This is a genomic window from Azospira inquinata (assembly GCF_018905915.1).
Lineage (GTDB): Bacteria > Pseudomonadota > Gammaproteobacteria > Burkholderiales > Rhodocyclaceae > Azospira > Azospira inquinata.
In genome coordinates this window covers 1,784,483-1,803,501 of sequence record NZ_CP064782.1, presented here as the reverse complement: position 1 = coordinate 1,803,501, position 19,019 = coordinate 1,784,483, and the positions used below count along the sequence as shown (strand labels likewise).

The 19,019-nt window shown below is 64.3% G+C and carries 17 protein-coding genes, 1 other RNA gene and 1 riboswitch; of the genes, 5 read left to right on the top strand and 13 right to left on the bottom strand.

Annotated features, from left to right (window positions below; all coding sequences use genetic code 11):
- Nucleotides 1-112: 112 nt before the first annotated feature.
- The 4 genes from Azoinq_RS08300 to eat are packed head-to-tail and all read right to left on the bottom strand — an operon-like array spanning nucleotide 113 to nucleotide 4,615.
- On the bottom strand, nucleotides 113-964 hold the full coding sequence (locus Azoinq_RS08300) for a TorF family putative porin (protein WP_216130109.1): 852 nt from the start codon (nucleotides 962-964) through the stop codon (nucleotides 113-115).
- 11 nt (nucleotides 965-975) lie between these two features.
- Complete coding sequence (eutC, locus tag Azoinq_RS08295) at nucleotides 976-1,812, bottom strand: ethanolamine ammonia-lyase subunit EutC (RefSeq protein WP_216130111.1); 837 nt, start codon at nucleotides 1,810-1,812, stop codon at nucleotides 976-978.
- Nucleotides 1,809-3,206 carry an ethanolamine ammonia-lyase subunit EutB gene (locus Azoinq_RS08290; protein WP_216130113.1) on the bottom strand — a complete coding sequence of 466 codons (1,398 nt, stop codon included), beginning with the start codon at nucleotides 3,204-3,206 and terminating at the stop codon, nucleotides 1,809-1,811. The genes eutC and Azoinq_RS08290 overlap by 4 nt, the downstream gene beginning before the upstream one ends.
- A gap of 20 nt (nucleotides 3,207-3,226) precedes the next feature.
- Complete coding sequence (gene eat / locus Azoinq_RS08285; RefSeq protein WP_216130115.1) at nucleotides 3,227-4,615, bottom strand: ethanolamine permease; 1,389 nt, start codon at nucleotides 4,613-4,615, stop codon at nucleotides 3,227-3,229.
- Nucleotides 4,616-4,939: 324 nt separating this feature from the next.
- On the opposite strand from eat, the gene Azoinq_RS08280 reads away from it, so the two are divergent.
- Nucleotides 4,940-5,908 (top strand): helix-turn-helix domain-containing protein, encoded by a 969-nt coding sequence (locus tag Azoinq_RS08280; protein ID WP_216130117.1) that lies wholly within the window; start codon nucleotides 4,940-4,942, stop codon nucleotides 5,906-5,908.
- 66 nt (nucleotides 5,909-5,974) lie between these two features.
- Here Azoinq_RS08280 and Azoinq_RS08275 read toward each other — a convergent pair whose 3' ends face one another.
- The 9 genes from Azoinq_RS08275 to Azoinq_RS08235 form a co-directional block, all read right to left on the bottom strand.
- On the bottom strand, nucleotides 5,975-7,048 hold the full coding sequence (locus Azoinq_RS08275; RefSeq protein WP_216130119.1) for an HD-GYP domain-containing protein: 1,074 nt from the start codon (nucleotides 7,046-7,048) through the stop codon (nucleotides 5,975-5,977).
- A 142-nt stretch (nucleotides 7,049-7,190) separates the two neighbouring features.
- Complete coding sequence (locus Azoinq_RS08270; RefSeq protein ID WP_216130121.1) at nucleotides 7,191-7,409, bottom strand: hypothetical protein; 219 nt, start codon at nucleotides 7,407-7,409, stop codon at nucleotides 7,191-7,193.
- Nucleotides 7,410-7,466: 57 nt separating this feature from the next.
- Complete coding sequence (locus Azoinq_RS08265; RefSeq protein WP_216178406.1) at nucleotides 7,467-10,106, bottom strand: AAA family ATPase; 2,640 nt, start codon at nucleotides 10,104-10,106, stop codon at nucleotides 7,467-7,469.
- Nucleotides 10,107-10,246: 140 nt separating this feature from the next.
- On the bottom strand, nucleotides 10,247-11,572 hold the full coding sequence (locus Azoinq_RS08260) for a cobyrinate a,c-diamide synthase (protein ID WP_216130127.1): 1,326 nt from the start codon (nucleotides 11,570-11,572) through the stop codon (nucleotides 10,247-10,249).
- A 43-nt stretch (nucleotides 11,573-11,615) separates the two neighbouring features.
- Nucleotides 11,616-12,254, bottom strand: coding sequence for a cob(I)yrinic acid a,c-diamide adenosyltransferase (gene cobO, locus Azoinq_RS08255; protein ID WP_216130129.1), 639 nt, complete (start codon nucleotides 12,252-12,254; stop codon nucleotides 11,616-11,618).
- Nucleotides 12,251-13,090, bottom strand: coding sequence for an ABC transporter substrate-binding protein (locus tag Azoinq_RS08250; RefSeq protein ID WP_216130131.1), 840 nt, complete (start codon nucleotides 13,088-13,090; stop codon nucleotides 12,251-12,253). The genes cobO and Azoinq_RS08250 overlap by 4 nt, the downstream gene beginning before the upstream one ends.
- Before the next feature lie 5 nt (nucleotides 13,091-13,095).
- The gene (locus tag Azoinq_RS08245) at nucleotides 13,096-13,890 is read right to left on the bottom strand and encodes an ABC transporter ATP-binding protein (RefSeq protein ID WP_216130133.1); all 795 of its coding nucleotides are present in this window, start codon (nucleotides 13,888-13,890) and stop codon (nucleotides 13,096-13,098) included.
- Complete coding sequence (locus tag Azoinq_RS08240; protein WP_216130135.1) at nucleotides 13,887-14,867, bottom strand: FecCD family ABC transporter permease; 981 nt, start codon at nucleotides 14,865-14,867, stop codon at nucleotides 13,887-13,889. Before Azoinq_RS08240 ends, Azoinq_RS08245 begins: the two co-directional genes overlap by 4 nt.
- A gap of 17 nt (nucleotides 14,868-14,884) precedes the next feature.
- Nucleotides 14,885-16,717, bottom strand: coding sequence for a TonB-dependent receptor domain-containing protein (locus tag Azoinq_RS08235; protein WP_216130137.1), 1,833 nt, complete (start codon nucleotides 16,715-16,717; stop codon nucleotides 14,885-14,887).
- Nucleotides 16,718-16,851: 134 nt separating this feature from the next.
- A riboswitch (cobalamin riboswitch) is annotated at nucleotides 16,852-17,073 on the bottom strand.
- A gap of 144 nt (nucleotides 17,074-17,217) precedes the next feature.
- On the opposite strand from Azoinq_RS08235, the gene Azoinq_RS08230 reads away from it, so the two are divergent.
- The 4 genes from Azoinq_RS08230 (at nucleotide 17,218) to Azoinq_RS08215 (ending at nucleotide 18,946) form a co-directional block, all read left to right on the top strand.
- Nucleotides 17,218-17,421: a hypothetical protein gene (locus tag Azoinq_RS08230; protein WP_216130139.1), complete on the top strand. Its 204-nt coding sequence runs from the start codon at nucleotides 17,218-17,220 to the stop codon at nucleotides 17,419-17,421.
- The gene (locus Azoinq_RS08225) at nucleotides 17,418-17,786 is read left to right on the top strand and encodes a cell division protein ZapA (RefSeq protein WP_216130141.1); all 369 of its coding nucleotides are present in this window, start codon (nucleotides 17,418-17,420) and stop codon (nucleotides 17,784-17,786) included. Before Azoinq_RS08230 ends, Azoinq_RS08225 begins: the two co-directional genes overlap by 4 nt.
- 16 nt (nucleotides 17,787-17,802) lie before the next feature.
- Nucleotides 17,803-17,984: non-coding RNA, 6S RNA (gene ssrS / locus Azoinq_RS08220), on the top strand.
- A 158-nt stretch (nucleotides 17,985-18,142) separates the two neighbouring features.
- Nucleotides 18,143-18,946 carry a sulfite exporter TauE/SafE family protein gene (locus Azoinq_RS08215; protein WP_216130143.1) on the top strand — a complete coding sequence of 268 codons (804 nt, stop codon included), beginning with the start codon at nucleotides 18,143-18,145 and terminating at the stop codon, nucleotides 18,944-18,946.
- Nucleotides 18,947-19,019 lie beyond the last annotated feature (73 nt).

Genomic DNA, 19,019 nt, shown 5'->3' with positions numbered 1-19,019 from the left:
TGGCCCCCCGGCAGTGGGCCTGAGCCTCACAGCGCATCACCCGGGGAGGCCCACAAAAAAAGGGCCGGGAAGTGTTTCCCGGCCCTTTTTCGCAAGTGAAACAGCAGGTCGTTCAGAAAGCCTTATTGACGCTGACAAAGAACCGGTTCTGGGCGATGTCGGAGGAGGAGGTGCCGTTGGACAGGCTCAGGAAGTTCTTGTAAGCCGCCGGTTCGTTGGTGGCCGAGTAGGACGCGCTCACCGTCCAGCCGTCGGCCAAGGCCCGGGTGACGCCGGCCTTGTAGTAGGAGATATCCAGGCCAGTGGAGTTGCGGATCATTTGCCGGCCAATCTGTCCATTCAAGGTCCACCCGGGTACCACTTCATAAGCGGCATTGAATTCCACAAAGGAGGAATAGCGGGTGCTGCCCGTGACCCCAGCCCCCGAATCCCCGTTGAAGCCCCCATGGACCGGGGAATTGTTGGTGCTCCAGCCGAAATAATCGGTCAGGGTGGTACCGGTCTTGAAGGTCAACCACTTGTAGTTCAGGGCCAGGGAAGCTTCCTGGGTATTGAGGCTCTTGGAAGCATTGAAGCCGTTAAACACGGAGTCGCTCCAGTTGGCCCCCGGGTAGGTGTAGTAGATCAGGCCCACGTCATAGCCAATGTCTTCGGTGAGCTTGTTGCGGTAGCCCCCGTAGAGGTCCAGTTCCGTGGTGGCGCCGGGCAGCCAGTGATCGGACACGTTGGAGACGGCAGTGCCCACATAGGCGCCGGAGGCGTGGTCCGCTTCCGCACTGATCTGGAGGGCGGGTTTGCCCCAGGTCTGGGACTGGCCGCGAAAGATGTAATCGCTGACCAGACTCACATTGATCGGAAAGGTCCAGGCGCTGTCCCCCTCCGCCAGGGCGGGAGTGGCCGCCCCACCGAGGCAGGCGCTGGCGAGCAGGGCGGCGGCGCCCGGTCCATAAAAATTGAAGCTCATGCTGTGATCTCCTAAAGGTTCAAGGTTGAAAAAGAAGGGGGAGAAAGGGGGGCGGCCAGGGCCGGTGCTGCCTCAGGAGCGACCAGGGCCGGAGCATCGCTGTCGTCCTTGAGATCCACGCCGGTACGTCCAAGGCGGCGGGCCCCCTCAATGAGAAAGGCCAGCTTGCGGGCGGCGGCGGCATAGGGCAGCCCTTCCGGGCGCACGTTGGAAATGCAGTTGCGCTGGGCGTCCGTGAGCCCGGGACGGGGCCCGGCGGTCAAATACAGGCCCAGGCTGTCCGGGGAAGACAGGCCCGGACGTTCGCCGATCAGCACCACCACCTGCTCGGCACCGAGCCAGTGGCCGATTTCGTCCCCCAGGGCCACCCGGGCCTGGGTGGCGATCACCAGGGGCTGGCTGGGTAAATCGGGCAGGTAGGCCTTGAGGGCAGCGAGAAAAGCTCGGGTGTGGCGGCGAGTAGCCAAGGCGGAAAGGCCGTCCGCCACCACCAGGGCCAGACGGCGGGGCTGGGGCCACCGGTTCTGGCCGGGGTCAGCGAGCTGGGCGCTACAGGCCGGGTCCAGGCGGCGGCCGTAATCCGGGCGGCGCAGATAGGTGGCCCGATCCGGCGCCTGGCTGCGTACCGCCAGGGTCTGGAAGCCGTCCTCCTGCAATTCCTCCGCCAGGCCGTTCACGTCCAGGGCTAGATGCACCGCATCCCGGGCCTGGGCATGGGCGGTGCTAAAGCCCAGCACTTCCCGGGTGGGCAGGCTGACCCCGGCCCGGCCCAGGGCCACCCGGGCCTGGGTCAGGCCTTGCAGGGACTGCCAGGGATCGGGAGTAAGAATGGCCGGTTTCTGGCTCATGGGGCCTCCTGAAGGCTTTCGGCCAGCCCCAGCAGGGGATACTGGTCGCTGCCCTGGGGCAGCAGCTCACCCCGGTAGTCCGTAATGCCCATGGTTTCCAGCCATTCCTCGAATTCCGGGGCCCGGCGGCGGTCCAGCACCCGGCGCAGATAAAGGGCGTCGTGGAAAGAGGTGCTCTGGTAATTGAGCATGATGTCGTCGGCCCCGGGCACGCCAATGATGAAATTGATCCCCGCCACCCCCAGCAGGGTGAGCAGGGTGTCCATGTCATCCTGGTCCGCTTCCGCATGGTTGGTGTAGCAAATGTCGCAGCCCATGGGCAGGCCCAGAAGCTTGCCGCAGAAATGGTCTTCCAGACCGGCCCGGATAATCTGCTTGCCGTCGTAGAGGTATTCCGGACCGATGAAACCCACCACCGTATTGACCAGCAGGGGCTGATAGCGCCGGGCCAGACCATAGGCCCGGGCTTCCAGGGTCTGCTGATCAACCCCATGGTGGGCATTGGCGGAGAGGGCGCTGCCCTGTCCCGTTTCGAAATACATCACGTTGTTGCCCACGGTGCCCCGATTCAGGGCCCGGGCCGCCGTATTGGCCTCGTCCAACAGGGCGGCGGACACGCCGAAACTGCGATTGACGCCCTCGCTGCCGCCAATGGACTGGAATACCAGATCCAGGGGTGCCCCCTGGTCCATGGCCCGGAGGGAATTGGTCACATGGGTGAGAACGCAGCTCTGGGTGGGCACGGCGTACTGGGTGCGAAAATCGTCCATGAGGCGCAGCAGAGTGACGATGGCCGCCAGACTGTCCGTGGCCGGATTAATGCCGATCACCGCATCCCCGGCGCCATAGAGCAGGCCGTCCAGCATGGAGGCGGTAATGCCCCGGGGATCGTCCGTGGGGTGGTTGGGTTGCAGGCGCACCGCCAGCCGCCCGGGCAGGCCCAGGGTGTTGCGGAAACGGGTAACCACGGAGCATTTGGCGGCTACCAGAATCAGATCCTGATTGCGCATGAGCTTGCTTACCGCCGCCACCATTTCCGGCGTCAGGCCGGGGGCCAGGGCCGCCAGGCTGGCCGTCGTGGCAGCGTCGGAAAGAAGCCAGTCCCGCAGCTCCCCCACCGTGAGCCCGGCCACCGGCTGAAAGGCGGCGGCGTCATGGCTGTCGATAATGAGGCGGGTGACCTCATCTGCCTCGTAGGGAATCAGGGCTTCGTTCAGAAAGTGGGCCAGGGGAATGTCGGCGAGCACCAGGCGCGCCGCCATCCGTTCCGCCTCGCTGGCGGCGGCCACGCCGGCCAGCATGTCCCCAGACCGGGCCGGGCTGGCTTTCGCCAGCACCGCCTTAAGGTCGGGGAAAACGTAACGCTGCTGGCCCAGGGTGCTGGCGTAGATCATGGCGCTCTCCCTCGCCCGATCTACTCAGCCTCGGGGGCCAGTTCAGCCACCGGCTGCGCCGCCCGCTGGGCATGGGTCAGGCGGAAGTAGCCATAGCCCGCCACCAGAATCAGCACAAAGAGGCCCGCCAGCATCCGGTTAAACCAGGCCACCGTGCCCAGGCAGACCAGGGAACCCACCAGGGCAATGATGGGGAATACAGGGTAGAAGGGCACCTTGTAGGAACGGGCCAGATCGGGCTTGCTGAGGCGCAGCTTGAACAGGGCCGCCATGCTCAAGGCGTACATGAGCAGGGCGCCGAAGACAGACATGGTGACGATGTTGGCGGTCAGGCTCTGGCCCCCGAAGGAGAGCAGTTCGTCGCTGAAAATGGCGGCGATGCCGATCACGCCCCCGGCCAGGATGGCCCGGTGGGGGGTCTTGAAGCGGGGGTGGATTTTGCCCAGCCAGCCCGGCAGGAACCCGGCCCGGGCCTGGGCAAAAATCTGCCGGGAATAGCCCAGGATAATGCCGTGGAAGGAGGCGATCAGGCCAAACAGACCCAGCCACACCAGCATGTGCAGCCAGCCGCTGGAAGCCCCCACCACAGTCTTCATGGCCTGGGGCAGGGGATCGTTGATGTTGGCCAGCTTGGTCCAGTCACCGGCGCCGCCAGCAAAGACCATGACGCCGATGGCCAGCACCACCAGGGTAAGAATGCCCGTGGTGTAGGCGATGGGGATGGAACGCTTGGGGTCCCGCGCCTCTTCGGCGGCCATGGCCACCCCTTCGATGGCGAGGAAGAACCAGATGGCGAAGGGAATGGCGGCAAAAATCCCGGTCAGGGAACCCAGGGAGAAATGATCCACCCCGCTCCAGCCGCCCGCCACAAAGTGGGCGAAGGAAAAGCCCGGCGCCACCACGCCCATGAACACCAGCAGTTCAAAAATCGCCAGAATGGTGACGAAGAGTTCAAAGGTGGCGGCGATGGTGACCCCCACCATATTCAGGCCCATGAATACCACGTAGGCCCCCGTGGCCGCGATTTTCGGGTCCAGGCCCGGGAACTGCACATTCAGGTAAGCGCCGATGGCCAGGGCAATGGCCGGAGGCGCAAAAATGAATTCGATCAGGGTTGCCATACCGGCCAGATAGCCGCCGGTGGGGCCAAAGGCGTGGTAGCTGTAGGCAAAGGGGCCACCGGCGTGGGGAATGCTGGTGGTCAGTTCGGTGAAGCTGAAAATGAAGGTGCCGTACATCACGGCCACCATGAGGGTGGTCACCAGAAAGCCCAGGGTACCGGCGGTGGCCCAGCCGAAGCTCCAGCCAAAGTATTCACCGGAAATTACCAGGCCCACGGCAATGCCCCACAGTTGCCAGGTGCCCAGGCTTGCCGAAAGTTGAGACCCGGCAGGGGAAGAGGTCGACATGATTCACTCCAAAAATGTTGGTGTGGCCATCATGGCCCGGGGCCAGCAGCAGCACGTATCAGAAATCAGCACCCGAATATCAAAAATCGGCACGTTTTCCCCTGCCGCCGGGGGATTTTCCCGGGGCGCACCGGGGCAGTGCCGCCCCAAGGCCCCCATGCACCATCCCGGCTCCTTTTTCCCTGGCCCCGCCCCATTTACCCGTCATGGCCTGAAAATTGGGGGGCCCATGGGCTAACGCTCCTGGCCCTCCGGGCCCGTTTTCGGGGCGGTGTGGTACGTCCCTTGCTCCCCGGGGGGCTATCCCCCTCCTGAAAAACCACCATGAGCCCACGCTCTCCCCTTCCCCCGGACTACGCCCGACCCCTGCGCCGGGAAACCCGGGCCCATGACGCGGACGAACACGCCCGCAACCTGTCCCAATGGGATCAGCGCTACGACCAGCTTTCGGCGGGCCGGTTCAGCGGCGAAGTCACGGAGTTGTGGCTGCCCAAAACCCAGGTGTTCGTCGAGCGGGCCAATCAGCAACTGCGCCAGACCTGCGCCGCCTGGCCCAACTCGGTGTGGTTTGGCATCCCGGACATGGGGGACGGGCTCATGGCCATGGGGGGCAAACAGCTTTCCGCCCGGGCCGTCTGTATCCGGGACGGGGGGGCGGAATTCGATCTGCTCACCTCCCCGGACTTTGACCTCTTCGGCGTGGTGGTGGACCGGGCCAGCCTGGCCCGCCATCTGGACACCACCCGCCATCTGGATTTGGACCGGCTACTGCAACAGGGGGATGTGCGGGACTTGGAGCCGGGGCGCAAGGAACACCTGTGCCGCAAGCTGACCAATATCCTGGCGGACGCCAACCAGAGCGACCCCGACAGCGCCACGGTGGACGACTTGCAGGAGCGCATTTTTGAAACCCTGGCCGGGGTGCTGACCAGCCAGGATGCCCAACCGGCGGCCATTAACCGCACCCGGCTGCAACACCAGCAGATTGTGGATAAGGTACGGCGGCGGGTTCTGGACCAGCCCGAAACCCCGCCCAGCGTGGCCGAGCTTTGCGCCCAACTGCACATCAGCCGCCGCGCCCTGCAAAACTGTTTTGAAGACACCACCGGCCTGGCGCCCCTGGCCTATGTGCGCAGCCTGCGGCTCAACCAGGTGCGCCGCCAGCTGCGCAGCCGTACGGCCCGCTCCATCTCCTGCATCGCCTACGACTGGGGCTTTTCCCACCTGAGCCAGTTCGCCCAGGATTACCGCCGCCTGTTCGGCGAACTACCCTCGGAAACCCTGCGCAGCTAGCTGGCGCCGCCGCAAAAGGCCAGATCAAGGCAGGACGGGGCTCCCAGCCCGGTCACCCCACCGGCGTTAGGCGGCCTTAAACGGGGCCCGTTCCCCCGCCAGGTGGGCCAGCAGGGCATCCACCGCCCGGGCATCGTAAATGCGCCCCCGGCCGGACTGGAGTTCCTCAATGCCGCAGGCCTGATCCCGGGCCGGACGATAGGGCCGGTGGGAGGTAATGGCGTCGAACACGTCCGCCACGGCAATGATGCGAGCTTCCAGGCAAATGGCGTCGCCCTTCAGTCCGTTCGGATAGCCGGTACCATCCAGGCGCTCGTGGTGCTGGGCCACCATGGCGGCAATGGGCCAGGGGAAGGGGATGTCCTGGAGAATGTCGTAACCGGTCTGGGGATGCATACGGATAATCTCCATTTCCGGCCCACTCAGCTTGCCCGGCTTACAGAGAATATCCACGGGCACGGCGATTTTGCCGATGTCGTGGATTTTCGCCCCCAGAATCAGCCCTTCCCGCTGCCGGGGCGGCAGGCCCATGGTTTCGGCCATGGCCTGGCAAAGGGTCGCCACCTGATGCTGGTGGCCCGCCGTGTAAGGGTCCCGTTTTTCAATAAAACGGACAATGGCTTCCACCGCGCCGCTAAAGGCTCCCGCCAGTTGCACCGCCTGATTCAGGCTGGCTTCCTGGGCCAGTCTCAGGGGGGTGAGATCCTCATGGGCCACCACCGCCCGCAGCAGCCCGTCCCCCGGGAAGGGAGTAATGGTGAGCAGATACCAGTGGCGTTCCGTGGGGGAATCGCAGGGGTACTCCATCTGGAACTTATCCCGGCTCCCCGCCAGCACCTGACGCAGCCCCTCCGCCACCTGCCGGGCCACGGCCCCATCCTCCGCCGCCTTGCGGCCGCAGGGACAACGCTCCGTGGCATCAAGCAAAGCCAGGTAATTGGAGCCAATGCCGTAATTGGCCTGATGATTTTGATTGGCATCGGAAAAGCGCATCCAGGCCCGATTCACCGCCACAATGGTGGCTGCGCCGTCGAGGAGGGCCACATGGGCCGTCAGGGCGTCAATGATGGGCTGAAACGCCTGGGCTTCCATTTCTGGCAACCGGATTTCCCGATCCCCTACGTCTGTCCGCCGTCCCATTTTGCTACCCCCTCACTTCACCAACCATGGGGATAGCTTATAACAAAAGTAATATCCCAACCACATCCCCGGGGAAAGCTTCCCCGCCGCCCTTCCCGGGTCATACACCTGAGCGGAATCGAGCCCGGTTCAAACCACCGCCCTACCCCTGATCCCCATTCATCAAGCGGCGCAGCACAAAGGGAAAAAAGCCGGAAATGATGAGGGACACGGCGGTCACCAGCAGGGCCAGACCGGCACCGCTATCGGCCAACATGGGATGAAGCCGAGCCCCCAGGCCCAGCAGGCTGACCAGGGCGGGAATCAGGCAGAGAAGGCCCAGGGCCTCCATCACCAGAAAACTAAGGGGATATTTTTTCATGGGCGCCATCTTAGCGGGCGGGGGGGCGAGGATGGCTGTCAGGGGCCACTATCGAGCCTACGGAACCTCGATAGCCTCGTCGAGCTTGATTACTGTCTCAAGCATACGCCGAACTACAGCGGCGTCGAACTCTTCTGTCCGATCCTCTTCATGGGTTCCCTTGTTCAGGTAGTTCCACTCGAGTGGGTACTTCTCGCCATATCCAAGTATTTCGCACAGATGCGGCAGGGCTTCTTGGAACACGGACACGTCCTTCCTACCGAGAAACTGGTAGAGTCCTGTCGCCAAACTCATGAGGTCGGGGTCTCCCGGCCCCCTCATCCCGACGCTTATTTGCGCCAACAGCCTCTTATTTGCAATCCTCTTCCAGAGACGGTTGAGCTCCTCTTCGAAGGACTTCCGGATGTAACTCAAGGAATCGCGCGTACGCCCTTCTTCGTAGCTTCGAGTTGCCACCGTGAGGTAGTGGCGGGGCGAATCGAGCTTCACGGTAATCTTCTTGGCGTCGAACGGCACGAGGAAGTCGATTCGGGTCACTGTTTCCTTATACGTCTTCATCGGCACGGCGTTCTCGAGGCGCTTCATGAAGTCCTCACCGTGGGTCGTGACGATCAGTTGTCTCTTACCGACCTCTTCCGGATTTAGGATGAGGTCGATAATCGCGCCCCGATGCTCGTCATCGATCGAGTTTACGACGTCGTCGAAAATCAGGAACGGGAGGTCATCTCTGGATATCTTCGCCAACAGGATTGCGAGCCCGAGGCAGCGAATGTGACCTTCGCTGAGGACCTGGAGCGCGTCGCACCTATCCCCGTTCGCGAACTCAATCTCTATCTTTTCCCCAGCAGCCGTCGGCAACCTCAGGGACTTGAGCTTGTCGGAAAGGTGGTCGTTCTTGTTGATCTCGTTGTAGAACTTGAGCGTCTTCTCGTTAAGGTCTGCGGCCAGGGCCAAAGGCAGACTGGCATTGTAGGCCAGGAGCCTTCCGCGAAACGAGGCGTAAGCCTGGCTGTAGCTCAGGTTTCTCGCAACTCCCGGTTTCTCGGCTTCCGCTGCCCTGATGAGTTCCTCATTCTCCCGATTGAACTTCTCGATAGCCTGCGTCGCCTCCGTCTCACTCTTCGAGTTCGCAGCGACGAGTGTCGAAATGGCAACAATTTCCTCAAGGTCCTTGGAGATCGCGAGATTATCGGCCTCGAGTTTTTTGATCGCGGCTTTGGATTGCTCGACCTTTTCATTATGTGTCGCAGTCGCGTCCTTCAGTGCCTGAAGGAGCTCGCACTTGGCCAGCACGACGCGGAGGAAGGTCTCGATGCCCACCGCATCCTTGGCATCGGAAGCCTCAGTGCTGAACGAGCCGATCTCAGGCGCTCTGACGAACCCGACGGCCGCGGCGAACGCCGGAAGCTTGGCGATATTCGAAAGCAAGTTTCGCCAGCCGAGGTTGAGTGCCTCCTGGATTTCCTTGATCCGCCCTTCGGCCCTTAGGGCGGCATCGAATTGCTTCAGCTTTTCCTTCGCGTTGCCGTATGGATCAACCGGAACGGCGAGTCGACCGTCGCGGTAGAGTTCTGAGGCGCACGCGGGACACTCGTTCCCGAACTTATCCCGGTTCCCCAGGATCGCGCCGTAAAGGTCCCGAAGGGAAAGCTCGGCCTTGTACTGGTTAAGAAACTTTTCCGATTCCGACTTCTCTTTAATGAGCCGGAGTAGTACATCGGCGTCCGCTAGAATACGCTCCGTCCCGGGATCATCGGCCGTTTTAAGGTTCTGCAGGCGGCCTATTTCGGTGTTGTTCACCTTTTGCTTGCCACCGTTGCCTTCCGGACCGGCAAGGGCAACCTTCACCTCATTGAGGTTCTTGCACTCTGGATATTTCGCAAGCAGCTCGGTACCTCGCGTCTCAGCGGCTTTGGCTTTCACCGGGAGGCCTTCGAGGATAGCCTTGTGTCCAGCGATGCCCTTCGCGCGGTCAGCAAGATCCCTCCCCTTTTTTCCGACACAGTCCAAGTAAGAGTCGAGGGCCTCATTGAACTGCGTAGCAAACGTGTTGAACTCTTCCAAGCCGAACAGTGCTGCTAACCGCGCCTGCTGAGCGGCCGGGCTATTAGCAGCCACCCGCGCAAATCCGTCGATCCGGTTCTTTTCAATGAAACAAAATTCGAAACTGCGAGGGTCGGCTTTCACTTTGACTCCCAGCTCCTTCACGGTATCTCCGTACAAGACGGGTTTCACCGATTTTTTCGATATAGCATTCCTTATGTAGTCCAAGACGGGAATTCGCTTCGAATCCGCTTCGTGGATTGAAGCAAGCAATCCGTATTCGAGCGCCTCACAGAGACTTGATTTTCCCGTTCCGTTCGGCCCATAGACGAAGGTGTACAGTTTTTTGAATTCGAAAGTGTGCTTGTCGGAAAAACCACGAAAATGCTCGACGTCCACTTTTGTAAGCCGAACAATCTCGTTCTCGTTGGCGTTCGCTTCGTGAGCCACAATATCAAGTGCCGAAGGCGCTGTTTCCCCCTTGGCGGCAATTATTCTCGCCAAAACTTTCCCGCGCCGTCCACCAGCCGTCCCTACCGCTGCGATTTCGTCAAACCCTCCCAGCATCAGGTTAGCCAGCTTTTTCTCGTATTCGGACAGGTTCGGGGCCGACTTGGCCAAGAAGCGTTTGAATTCGGCTAAGGATTTGGACATTTCTGTTTGCGGAGCGTGTTGTTATCGGTTACGTGGTCAGGCGCAATATTTGCGGATTGATTTCCTCATTCTATGCCAAAGTATTTAAAGCCAATCAGCGTAAATACAACTGAATAGTCAGCAGACCGTGCTTCATCCCCCTACCCCTCCACAAAAAACAACCCCGCAGCCGCCTGAGGCTGGGAGGGAAAGTAAAAGTGCATATAGCTGGCCGTAAGGCCCTGGCGGCGGAAGAGGGCTTCTCCTGCCCCTTCCCCGCCCCCCAGGCGTCGGGCTTGGCGCCAGGGGGGGAGGTCGGTGGTGCATTGGGAGTAGTGGAAGGTGTGGCCGGTGAGGCGGCCTTCCGGCAGGTCTGCCGCCAGCAGGCCCAGGGCGGCCAGGCGGGGCGTCATGCGGCATTCCCCGGGGAGCAGGCCGAAGGCCGGGGTGCTGTCCCCCGCCACGGTGGTAAGGGTGGCGAACAGGCTCATCATGCCGCCGCATTCCGCCACCAGGGGCTTGCCCGCGGCCACGTGGGCTTCCAGGGCGGCGGCCATGGCCCGGTTGGCGGCCAGGGCGGAGGCGTGGAGTTCCGGGTAGCCCCCGGGCAGCCACACCCCGTCGCAAGGGGGCAGGGCCGGGTCCGCCAGGGGGGAGAAATAGACCAGCCGGGCCCCCAGGGCTTCCAGGCAATCCAGATTGGCCGGGTAGAGAAAGCAGAAGGCGGCGTCCCTAGCCACGGCAATGGTGCGCCCGGCCAGGAGGGGCGGTATTTCCGGGGCTGGGGCCGAAGCAAAGGTCACGGGGGGCGGCAGGGCGGCGGCGGGGGTGGCGCCCAGGGCGGCGGCCATGGCTTCCAGGCCCTGCTCCAGATGAGCAATTTCCGCCGCCGGCAGCAGGCCCAGATGGCGTTCGGGCAGGGCGCTTTCCCGATCCCGGGGCAGGTGGCCCCACCAGGCGATGCCGCTATCCGCCAGACTGTCCCGGCAGAGGGTGGCGTGGTAAGCGCTGCCCACCCGGTTGGCCAGGGCGGCGGCAATTGGGGCGCCGCCCCCCGCCCCTTCCCGGTAGTGTTTCAGGCCCCAGGCCAGGGCGCCGAAGGAACCGGCCATGGCCGCCGCATCCAGCACCAGCAGCACGGGCAGGCCCAAGCGCCGGGCCAGTTCGGCGGCGGAGGGTTCCCCGTCGTGGAGGCCCATGACCCCTTCCACCAGGATCAGATCGTTTTCCCGGGCGGCCCGGGCCAGGCGCCAGCGGGCATCCGCCTCCCCGGCCATGGCAAAGTCGATGTTGTAGCAGGGGCGGCCCGAGGCCACGGCATGAATCTGGGGATCGAGGAAATCCGGCCCGCATTTGAACACCTGGACCCGCCGCCCCTGATTGCGGTGATAACGGGCCAGGGCGGCGGTCACCGTGGTCTTGCCCTGGCCGGAGGCGGGGGCCGCCACCAGCAGGGCGGGGCAGGTCGGGGCGGCGCTATCACTCATGGGCGGGGATTCCGGAACGGGGGGCAGGAAAAGGGAGGGCGGCTCAGAATTCCACCCCGGGCATGGCCGCCACCCCGGCCTGGAAGGCGTGTTTCACCATGCCCATGTCGGTCACCGTGTCGGCGGCGGCCACCAGTTCCGGGGGCGCGCCCCGGCCTGTAATAACCACATGCTGGCCCGCCGGGCGGGCGGCCAGCACCGCCAGCACCGGGGCCAGGTCCAGCCAGCCGTATTTGAAGGCGTAGGTCAGTTCATCCAGCACCACCAGGCCCACCTTGGGATCGGTCAGATAGGGAACGGCGGCGGCCCAGGCCCGCCGGGCGGCCTCTTGGTCCCGTTGCCGATCCTGGGTGTCCCAGGTAAAGCCTTCCCCCATGACCTGCCAGGCCACCCCGGGCTGGCGCCGGAAAAAGGCTTCTTCCCCCGTATCGGAGCGGCTCTTCACCCATTGCACCACCGCCACCCCCAGGCCATGGCCCAGGGCCCGGGCCACCAGGCCAAAGGCGGCGGAAGACTTGCCCTTGCCGTTGCCCGTGTGGATCAGGAGTACACCCCGGCGCTGGTCCGCCGCCGTAATGTGGGACTGGATCACCGCCTGTTTGCGAGCCATGCGCTGCTGGTGTCGGGCCTCCCGATCCGGGGCGTCTGCCGAGGGGGGCTGGGGCTGGTTCGGGGGGGTCATAGGGCCTCCTGCACATCGTCCAGGCCCCGCAGCAGGCGGGGGCCCGGGTGGGCGAAATCGTCCCCCGGTAGGGTAACGATGCGGGCGGGCAAATTGCCCAGGGCGGCGCTGCACTGGGCCGCCGCCACGGGGGAAAAGTTGAGCACTAGCTCGGGTTTCAGGGCCGCCACGTCCTTGGCCAGGGCGGGCACGTCGCCGTAGAACTTGAGCCGGGGATCGGTGGCCAGAATTTCAAACCCGGCCCGGGCGAACAGGTCCCCCAGCAGGGTCTGGGGGCCATAGGCGTAGGGGGCGCCGCTACAGGCGGAGAGGAGCAGCACCCGCCGCCCCTTGCCCGGCCCGGCGGCCAAACGCTGGTTCAGTTCCGTCTGGAAGGCCTGGATTTTGGGCAGAGTTTCCGGGGCATGGATGGCCCGGGCGGTGGCTTCCATCATGGCGATCATGTCCGCCACGGAACCAAAGCCCCCCAGGCGCACGGCCTGGGCCCCCGCCGGCGTGACCTTGGCCAGGGTGGCCGCCGTCACCCAGTCCGGGGCCAGGAGCACCGTGGGATGGAGCTTGGCAATGGCCGCCCCATCCGGGTCCAGCACCCCGCCGGTGTGGGGCAGGTCCAGCTTGTCGTAGCGGGACACCCCCACCAGACAGCCGCCCCGGCCCAGCCATTGCACCACCAGGGTCAGGTAGGGGGATTGGCTGACGATGCGGCTCCCGTCCGGGCAGGCGGGTTGGGGCGACACAGTTTCCGCCCCCTGGGCCACGCTCAGGGTGAGGATTAAGGAAAGGGAGAGAAAGGCGCCCAAGCGGCTCAGGCGCTGGCAGCAAGTGGAGAGGGTCATGGGAATTAAGCAGGAATAAAAACCACGTGGCCGTGGACTTCGGCCCGTTCCAGGGGATGGCCGTAGAGCCGGGTCAAGCGCTCGCCGGTGAGGAGTTGGTCCGCTGGGCCCACCTCCGCCTCCCCGTCGCCGTAGAGCAACAGCACCCGGTCACAGTAGCGGGCGGCCATGGCCGGGTCGTGGAGCACCAGCACCAGCCCGGCCCCTTCCCGGGCCTGGGCGGAAAAGAGTTCCAGCATGGCCACCTGGTGATTCAAATCCAGGTAGGCCAGGGGTTCGTCCAGCAGATACAGATGGGGCGCCTGGGTCAGCAGGGTGGCAATGCCCAGGCGCTGGCGTTCGCCGCCGGAGAGGGTGGCGCTCTGACGCTGCTCCAGCCCGGCCAGCCCCACGGCGGCCAGGGCCGCCTGGGCCAGGGCCCGGTCCTGTTCGCTTTCCCAGTCCCAGCGGCCCAGGTGGGGATGGCGCCCGGCCAGGGCCCCTTCCAGCACCGTGGAGGAAAAGGCATCCCCCTGGCTCTGGGCCAGCCAGCCCCGGCGCAGGGCGGCCTGGCGGGGGCCCCAGTCCCCGTAGGGACAGCCTTCCAGGAGCACCTGCCCTGCCCCAGGGGCCCGCAGCCCGGCCAGGGTGGACAGGAGGGTGGATTTGCCCGCCCCGTTGCGGCCCAGAATGGCCAGCCGCTCCCCGGGCAAGAGGTCGAAGCCCAGGCCCTGACAAACCCGGTGCCCCCCCACGCTGACGGCCAGATCACGGACCTGGAGCAGAGGCAGGACGGGGGAAGACGTAGACACGGCGCTCATCGGGGACGACGGCTGAGGAGGAAGAGAAACACGGGCACCCCGAGCAGGGCGGTGAGCACCCCCACGGGCAACTGCTCCGGCGCCACCACGGTGCGCGCCAAGGTATCCGCCAGGGTCAGCAGGGCGCCGCCCCCCAGGGCGGAGGCGGGAATCAGCAGACGCTGATCGTTGCCCACCGCCAGACGGGTGAGATGGGGCACCACCAGGCCGACAAAGCCGATGGCCCCCGCGGTAGTCACCGCCGTGGCCGTGGCCAGGGCGGCGACAAAATAGATGAGGCGGCGCAGCCGGGGCACCGCGACCCCCAGGGACTGGGCAGTAGCCAAGCCCCGGGCAAGAAGATTCAGTTCCCGGGCAAAGGGCAACACCCCCGCCACGGCCAGCACCAGGATCACCAGGGCGGGCTTGGGGTCCAGCACCTGGGACAAATCCCCCATGAGCCAGTACAGCATGCCCTGGACCTTATGTTCCGGCGCCACGGCCAGGAGCAGGGTGACAAAGGCGCCGCAGCCCGAGGCCACAATCACCCCGGTAAGCAGCAGGCGAGTCTGGGTCCAGCTCCCGTCCCCCCGGGCCAGGCCGAAAACCAGGAAGGTGGCCCCCAGGGCGCCGAGAAAGGCCAGGAAGTTAATCCCCACTACGGCCCAGCCGAACAAAATGGCAAACAAGGCCCCCACCCCGGCCCCGCCGGAAATACCCAGCACATAGGGGTCGGCCAGGGGATTACGCAAGAGCACCTGCATCAGGGCACCGGCCACGGCCAGCAGGCCGCCGCAGGCAAAGGCCGCCAGGGCCCGGGGCAGACGCAGGCTGCGCACCACCTCCCCCGCCGTGCCCTGATCCTGGCCCAGCAGGGCCCCCAGGGCATCCCGGGGCGCCACGGGCAGAGTCCCCGCCATCAACGCCCACAACAGGCTCCCCCCGGCCAAGAGGGCCAGAAGAGCCAGAAGCAACAGGGCGCGACGACGGGTGGGCATGGTTACCGCAAAACTCCTTACTTAGGCGAATAGCGCAGGGTCAGGAACAGGGAGCGCCCGGGCACGTTGAAGTACTGGGCCGTTTCGTAATCCTTGTCGGTCAGGTTGTTCACCCGGGCCTGGAGGCTCAGATCCTTGCTCACCGCGTAGGTCACGTAGGCGTTCAGGGTACCGTAACCGCCCATGCGGTTGCTGTCCTTGTTGGACATCCGGTCATAACGTTCCCCTTCCGTCTTGAATTCCCCGCCCAGGCCCCAGGCGCCCCAGCGCCGTTCCAGGGAGGCGCTGGCCAGGTTCTTGGCGCGCCGGTTCAGCTGATCCCCCGTATCCACCTCCTTGGGGTCTTGGTGGGTATAGCTGGTGGTCCAGCGCCAGTCCTCCGCGGCATGTTCCCAGGTAGCGGTAAAGCCTTTGATCAAGGCTTCGTAGTTCTGGGGCACGTAGTTGGCATCCAGTTCGATGTCGTTGTGGATGCTATTCCGGAAGGCCACCAGGCGTACCGTGTCCGCCCCCTGCCGGTAGCGGGTACCGATTTCAAAGTTGTGGGACTTTTCCGGCTGGAGATTGGGGTTGTTGTAGCAGCCCCACATGGAGCAGGGGTAGTACAAATCCAGCAGAGTAGGTGCCCGGAAGGCCGTACCGGCGCTGGTGGTAAGGGCCCAGGCCTTGGTCAGGTCATAGGCATAGAGCAGGCTGCCGGTGGTCTGGTTGTCGTAGTCGGTCCAGCTGTCGGAACGCACATTGGCCTGGACGTGGTGCTTGCCGTAATCCCCCAGCCACTGGGCCAGCAGGGTGTGAAGATTACGCTGGGTCTTGTCGTAGGTATCAATCCCGGGGCCGTTCACGGTCTGGCGCTCGAATTCCATGCCCAGGGTCAGCTTGCCACTGTCAAAGCTGAAGTGATTGAGCCAGCTGGCCTGCTGGCTGCGGGTCTTGGGGGCATAGGCGCTGCCGCCGGTCTTGCTTTCGTAATCGTAGAGGGCCTGACCCAGCTTGAATTCCGCCTGCCAGCGGGCCGTCACGGGCAATTCATAGGTTGCCCCCACCAGGCTGGTGTTGCCCAGCATGTAAGGCCGGACGGAAAAGCCGTTGTCGTAATCGGTCCGGTCATGGGTTTCCATGGCCACCAGACGGAGGCTGTGGCCATTGCTGAAATCCTGGCGCAGATTGGCCACCAGATTGCGGCGCCGGTAGCCGTCGTCATCCGCCTCATAGGAACTGCTTTGGGGCTTGGTGGTGGAATAGCCGTCGGCCCCGTCCCAGCCCAGGCCCACGTAGAAAGAGGTATTGCCCTGGCGGCCGCCGTAGCCAGCCTGGGTCTGATAGGTGCCGTAACGGCCCACGGTGACGGCCCCGTCGAAGGCCGGCGCCCGATCCGGTTCCCGGGTGAAGAGCTGGATGGCGCCGCCGATGGCACCGGAGCCATAGAGGCTGCTGGCCCCGCCCCGCAACACTTCGATCCGGTCCAGGGCATTCAGGGGCACCTGGTCCAGGGGGGTACTGCCGTCAATGGGATTCATCAGGCGAAAGCCGTCCACCAACATCACCGTCTGGGAAGTTTTTGTACCCCGCAGGTAGACCCCGGAGGTCGTCGTGGGGCCGCCGCTGTTATAGCTTTCAATCCCCGCCTCCTGGGACAACGCCGAGGTCAGATCCGTGCTGGCTGCCGCTTCGATGCGGTTCCGGCTCACCACGGACACATCCTGGGCCGGATTGGCCGCGGCCCCGGGCACCCGGGTGGCGGTGACCACCACGTCCGCCAGAACGTTATCCACGTCGGCGCCGTAGGCGGAAGAAAAGAGAGTCGCCAGACTGGCGGCGATAAGGCTGGGTTGCCACTTGAATTGCATGGAGTTGCTCCAGAGGGCGGCCGATGCGTCCCCGCTCGGCTCACGTGAGTACCGAGGCAATACCGCGACAAGAGGGAATCAGAGTAAGGATGCCGAAAGCCGGCCACCGGACTCGCCGCCTCCCCGCGGCACTACCGCCAAACTCCTTCTAGGCCGGTATCCGGGCTCGGAAGTCTTGATCCGTCGCCTTCCCAGGACGGATAGTCCCAGTGGCTTGCTGTGGCGGACCCACACTTCCTCACCGTTGCGGGGGCAGCACAGGCATTGGGGCACACGATCGAGCGTGCCCCGCACCTGTTTCCCGTTTAACCGCGTGGAAGGGCTTCCAACGCGGCACCTGAAAGGAAAAAACGCCCGATTGGTGATCGAGCGTGTGACAAAGTGTAACGGATTACCCTAATTATGGCGAGGGGTAGGCGGAAAGTAATGCCACAAAACACCTTCAAAAACGCCCCTTATTCCTTGACCTTGCAGGGATTTAACATCTATAGTGCGCGCCTATGGATACCGAACTGAACGCCCTCGAAACCAAGGTTGCCCAGGTCGTCACGCTCTGCCAGAGCCTGAAGACGGAAAACCAGGATTTGCGTCAACGCCTGGCGGCCGCCGAGGAAGAGCAGCAGCGTCTGGCCCTGCGCATGGACGCAGCCCGGACCCGTTTGGAAACCCTGATCCAACAATTGCCAGGGGAAGACAAGGCATGAGCGGAGAAGCGCTGCATCTGGACGTTCGGCTGCTGGGCCGGGAATATCGGGTAGCCTGCCCTTCGGAAGAGCGGGAAGCCCTGCTGGAAGCCGTGGATTACCTGGAACAACAGATGCAGGACGTGGCGGGCAAAGCCAAGAATCTGGCCCCGGAACGGGTGGCCGTCATGGTGGCCCTGAATCTGGCCAGCGAACTCCTCGCCGAACGCCGCAAACCGGCCCCCTCCACTGCCCTGGAAGCCAATGAAGACGGGGCTTCCGAACAAATTCACAAGTCTTTTGACAAGCCTGACTTTCAGCGTAGAATCGGAGACATGGAAGCTCAGTTGGACGCGGTACTGCAAACCCAGTCGCCCCTGTTCTGACTGAACTTCCGCCCAGTGTCCCCTGCGGTGCGCGTCAAGGTCATACATTCCTTGAACCAATGCTAATTGGCATCAGGTTGTCCGCCAAAACGCCGCTGTTGTGAGCGCCCCCAGTCGGGCGCACCTGAAGTGGCTGGCAGGCAGCCGTCTTGGACCCCCGGTTCAGGATGCCGACCTAACGGCACAGGCGGGGGCCCAGCAGTACGGAAACAGCGTGGCTTTTGCCACGCTGTTTTCTTTTGTGGCTCACGCACCCACCGTCACGGCCCCAAACGGGGCGCCGCCCCCCGGGCCTGGCGGGTCCGCCCTAACCTGACCCGCATTTCCCTCCCTCCCCTTTCTTCTCCCCCGCCACCATGAGTTTCGATCCCGCCTGGTTCGCCTTTCTTGCCCTGGGGCTTTTTTCCGGCTTTGTGGCGGGGCTCCTGGGCATCGGCGGCGGCGTGGTGCTGGTGCCCCTGCTGGCCATGCTGTTTGACGCCCAGGGCTTTCCCCAGGCCCAGGTGCTGCACCTAGCCCTGGGCACTTCCATGGCCACCATCGTCTTCACCGCCACCGCCAGCCTGCGCACCCACCACCGGCATGGGGCGGTGCGCTGGGAACTGCTCAAATCCTTCACCCCTGGGGTGTTGGCCGGCGCCCTGCTCGGCCCCCAACTGGCCACCCGGGTACCGACCCGGGAACTGGCCCTGTTCTTCACCGGCTTCATTTTCCTCGTGGCCCTGCAAATGGGCCTGAACCTACGCCCCAAGGCAGGCCGCCACCTGCCGGGCCCCTGGGGCATAGCCGCCGTGGGGGCGGGCATCGGCGCCCTCTCCTCCCTGGTGGCCATTGGCGGCGGGTCCCTCACCGTGCCCTTCCTGGCCTGGTGCGGTGTGCCCCTCACGGAGGCTATCGGCACCTCCGCCGCCCTGGGTCTGCCCATCGCCTTCTTCGGTAGCCTGGGCTATCTCTGGGAGGGCTGGGGCCAGCCGGGCTTACCCTGGGGCAGTCTGGGCTACGTCTATCTGCCAGCGGTGCTGCTGGGAGTAGCTGGTTCCACTCTCACCGCCCCCATGGGTGCCAATCTGGCCCATCGCCTGCCCGTCGCCCGCTTGAAGCGCATTTTTGCGGGCGTCTTGCTGGTGCTGGCGGTGAAGATGCTCTACGGCCTGCTTTAGGGGACGGCCTCACCGACCTCGCCAGCCACACCGGGTTCCCCGGAAACCCCGGGGCGCCTCTCCGGGGCATCCC

Coding starts and splice junctions, on each gene's coding strand:
- Azoinq_RS08300 (WP_216130109.1), bottom strand. CDS start 964: ATGAGCTTCAATTTTTATGGACCGGGCGCCGCCGCCCTGCTCGCCAGC.
- eutC (WP_216130111.1), bottom strand. CDS start 1,812: ATGAGCCAGAAACCGGCCATTCTTACTCCCGATCCCTGGCAGTCCCTG.
- Azoinq_RS08290 (WP_216130113.1), bottom strand. CDS start 3,206: ATGATCTACGCCAGCACCCTGGGCCAGCAGCGTTACGTTTTCCCCGAC.
- eat (WP_216130115.1), bottom strand. CDS start 4,615: ATGTCGACCTCTTCCCCTGCCGGGTCTCAACTTTCGGCAAGCCTGGGC.
- Azoinq_RS08280 (WP_216130117.1), top strand. CDS start 4,940: ATGAGCCCACGCTCTCCCCTTCCCCCGGACTACGCCCGACCCCTGCGC.
- Azoinq_RS08275 (WP_216130119.1), bottom strand. CDS start 7,048: ATGGGACGGCGGACAGACGTAGGGGATCGGGAAATCCGGTTGCCAGAA.
- Azoinq_RS08270 (WP_216130121.1), bottom strand. CDS start 7,409: ATGAAAAAATATCCCCTTAGTTTTCTGGTGATGGAGGCCCTGGGCCTT.
- Azoinq_RS08265 (WP_216178406.1), bottom strand. CDS start 10,106: ATGTCCAAATCCTTAGCCGAATTCAAACGCTTCTTGGCCAAGTCGGCC.
- Azoinq_RS08260 (WP_216130127.1), bottom strand. CDS start 11,572: ATGAGTGATAGCGCCGCCCCGACCTGCCCCGCCCTGCTGGTGGCGGCC.
- cobO (WP_216130129.1), bottom strand. CDS start 12,254: ATGACCCCCCCGAACCAGCCCCAGCCCCCCTCGGCAGACGCCCCGGAT.
- Azoinq_RS08250 (WP_216130131.1), bottom strand. CDS start 13,090: ATGACCCTCTCCACTTGCTGCCAGCGCCTGAGCCGCTTGGGCGCCTTT.
- Azoinq_RS08245 (WP_216130133.1), bottom strand. CDS start 13,890: ATGAGCGCCGTGTCTACGTCTTCCCCCGTCCTGCCTCTGCTCCAGGTC.
- Azoinq_RS08240 (WP_216130135.1), bottom strand. CDS start 14,867: ATGCCCACCCGTCGTCGCGCCCTGTTGCTTCTGGCTCTTCTGGCCCTC.
- Azoinq_RS08235 (WP_216130137.1), bottom strand. CDS start 16,717: ATGCAATTCAAGTGGCAACCCAGCCTTATCGCCGCCAGTCTGGCGACT.
- Azoinq_RS08230 (WP_216130139.1), top strand. CDS start 17,218: ATGGATACCGAACTGAACGCCCTCGAAACCAAGGTTGCCCAGGTCGTC.
- Azoinq_RS08225 (WP_216130141.1), top strand. CDS start 17,418: ATGAGCGGAGAAGCGCTGCATCTGGACGTTCGGCTGCTGGGCCGGGAA.
- Azoinq_RS08215 (WP_216130143.1), top strand. CDS start 18,143: ATGAGTTTCGATCCCGCCTGGTTCGCCTTTCTTGCCCTGGGGCTTTTT.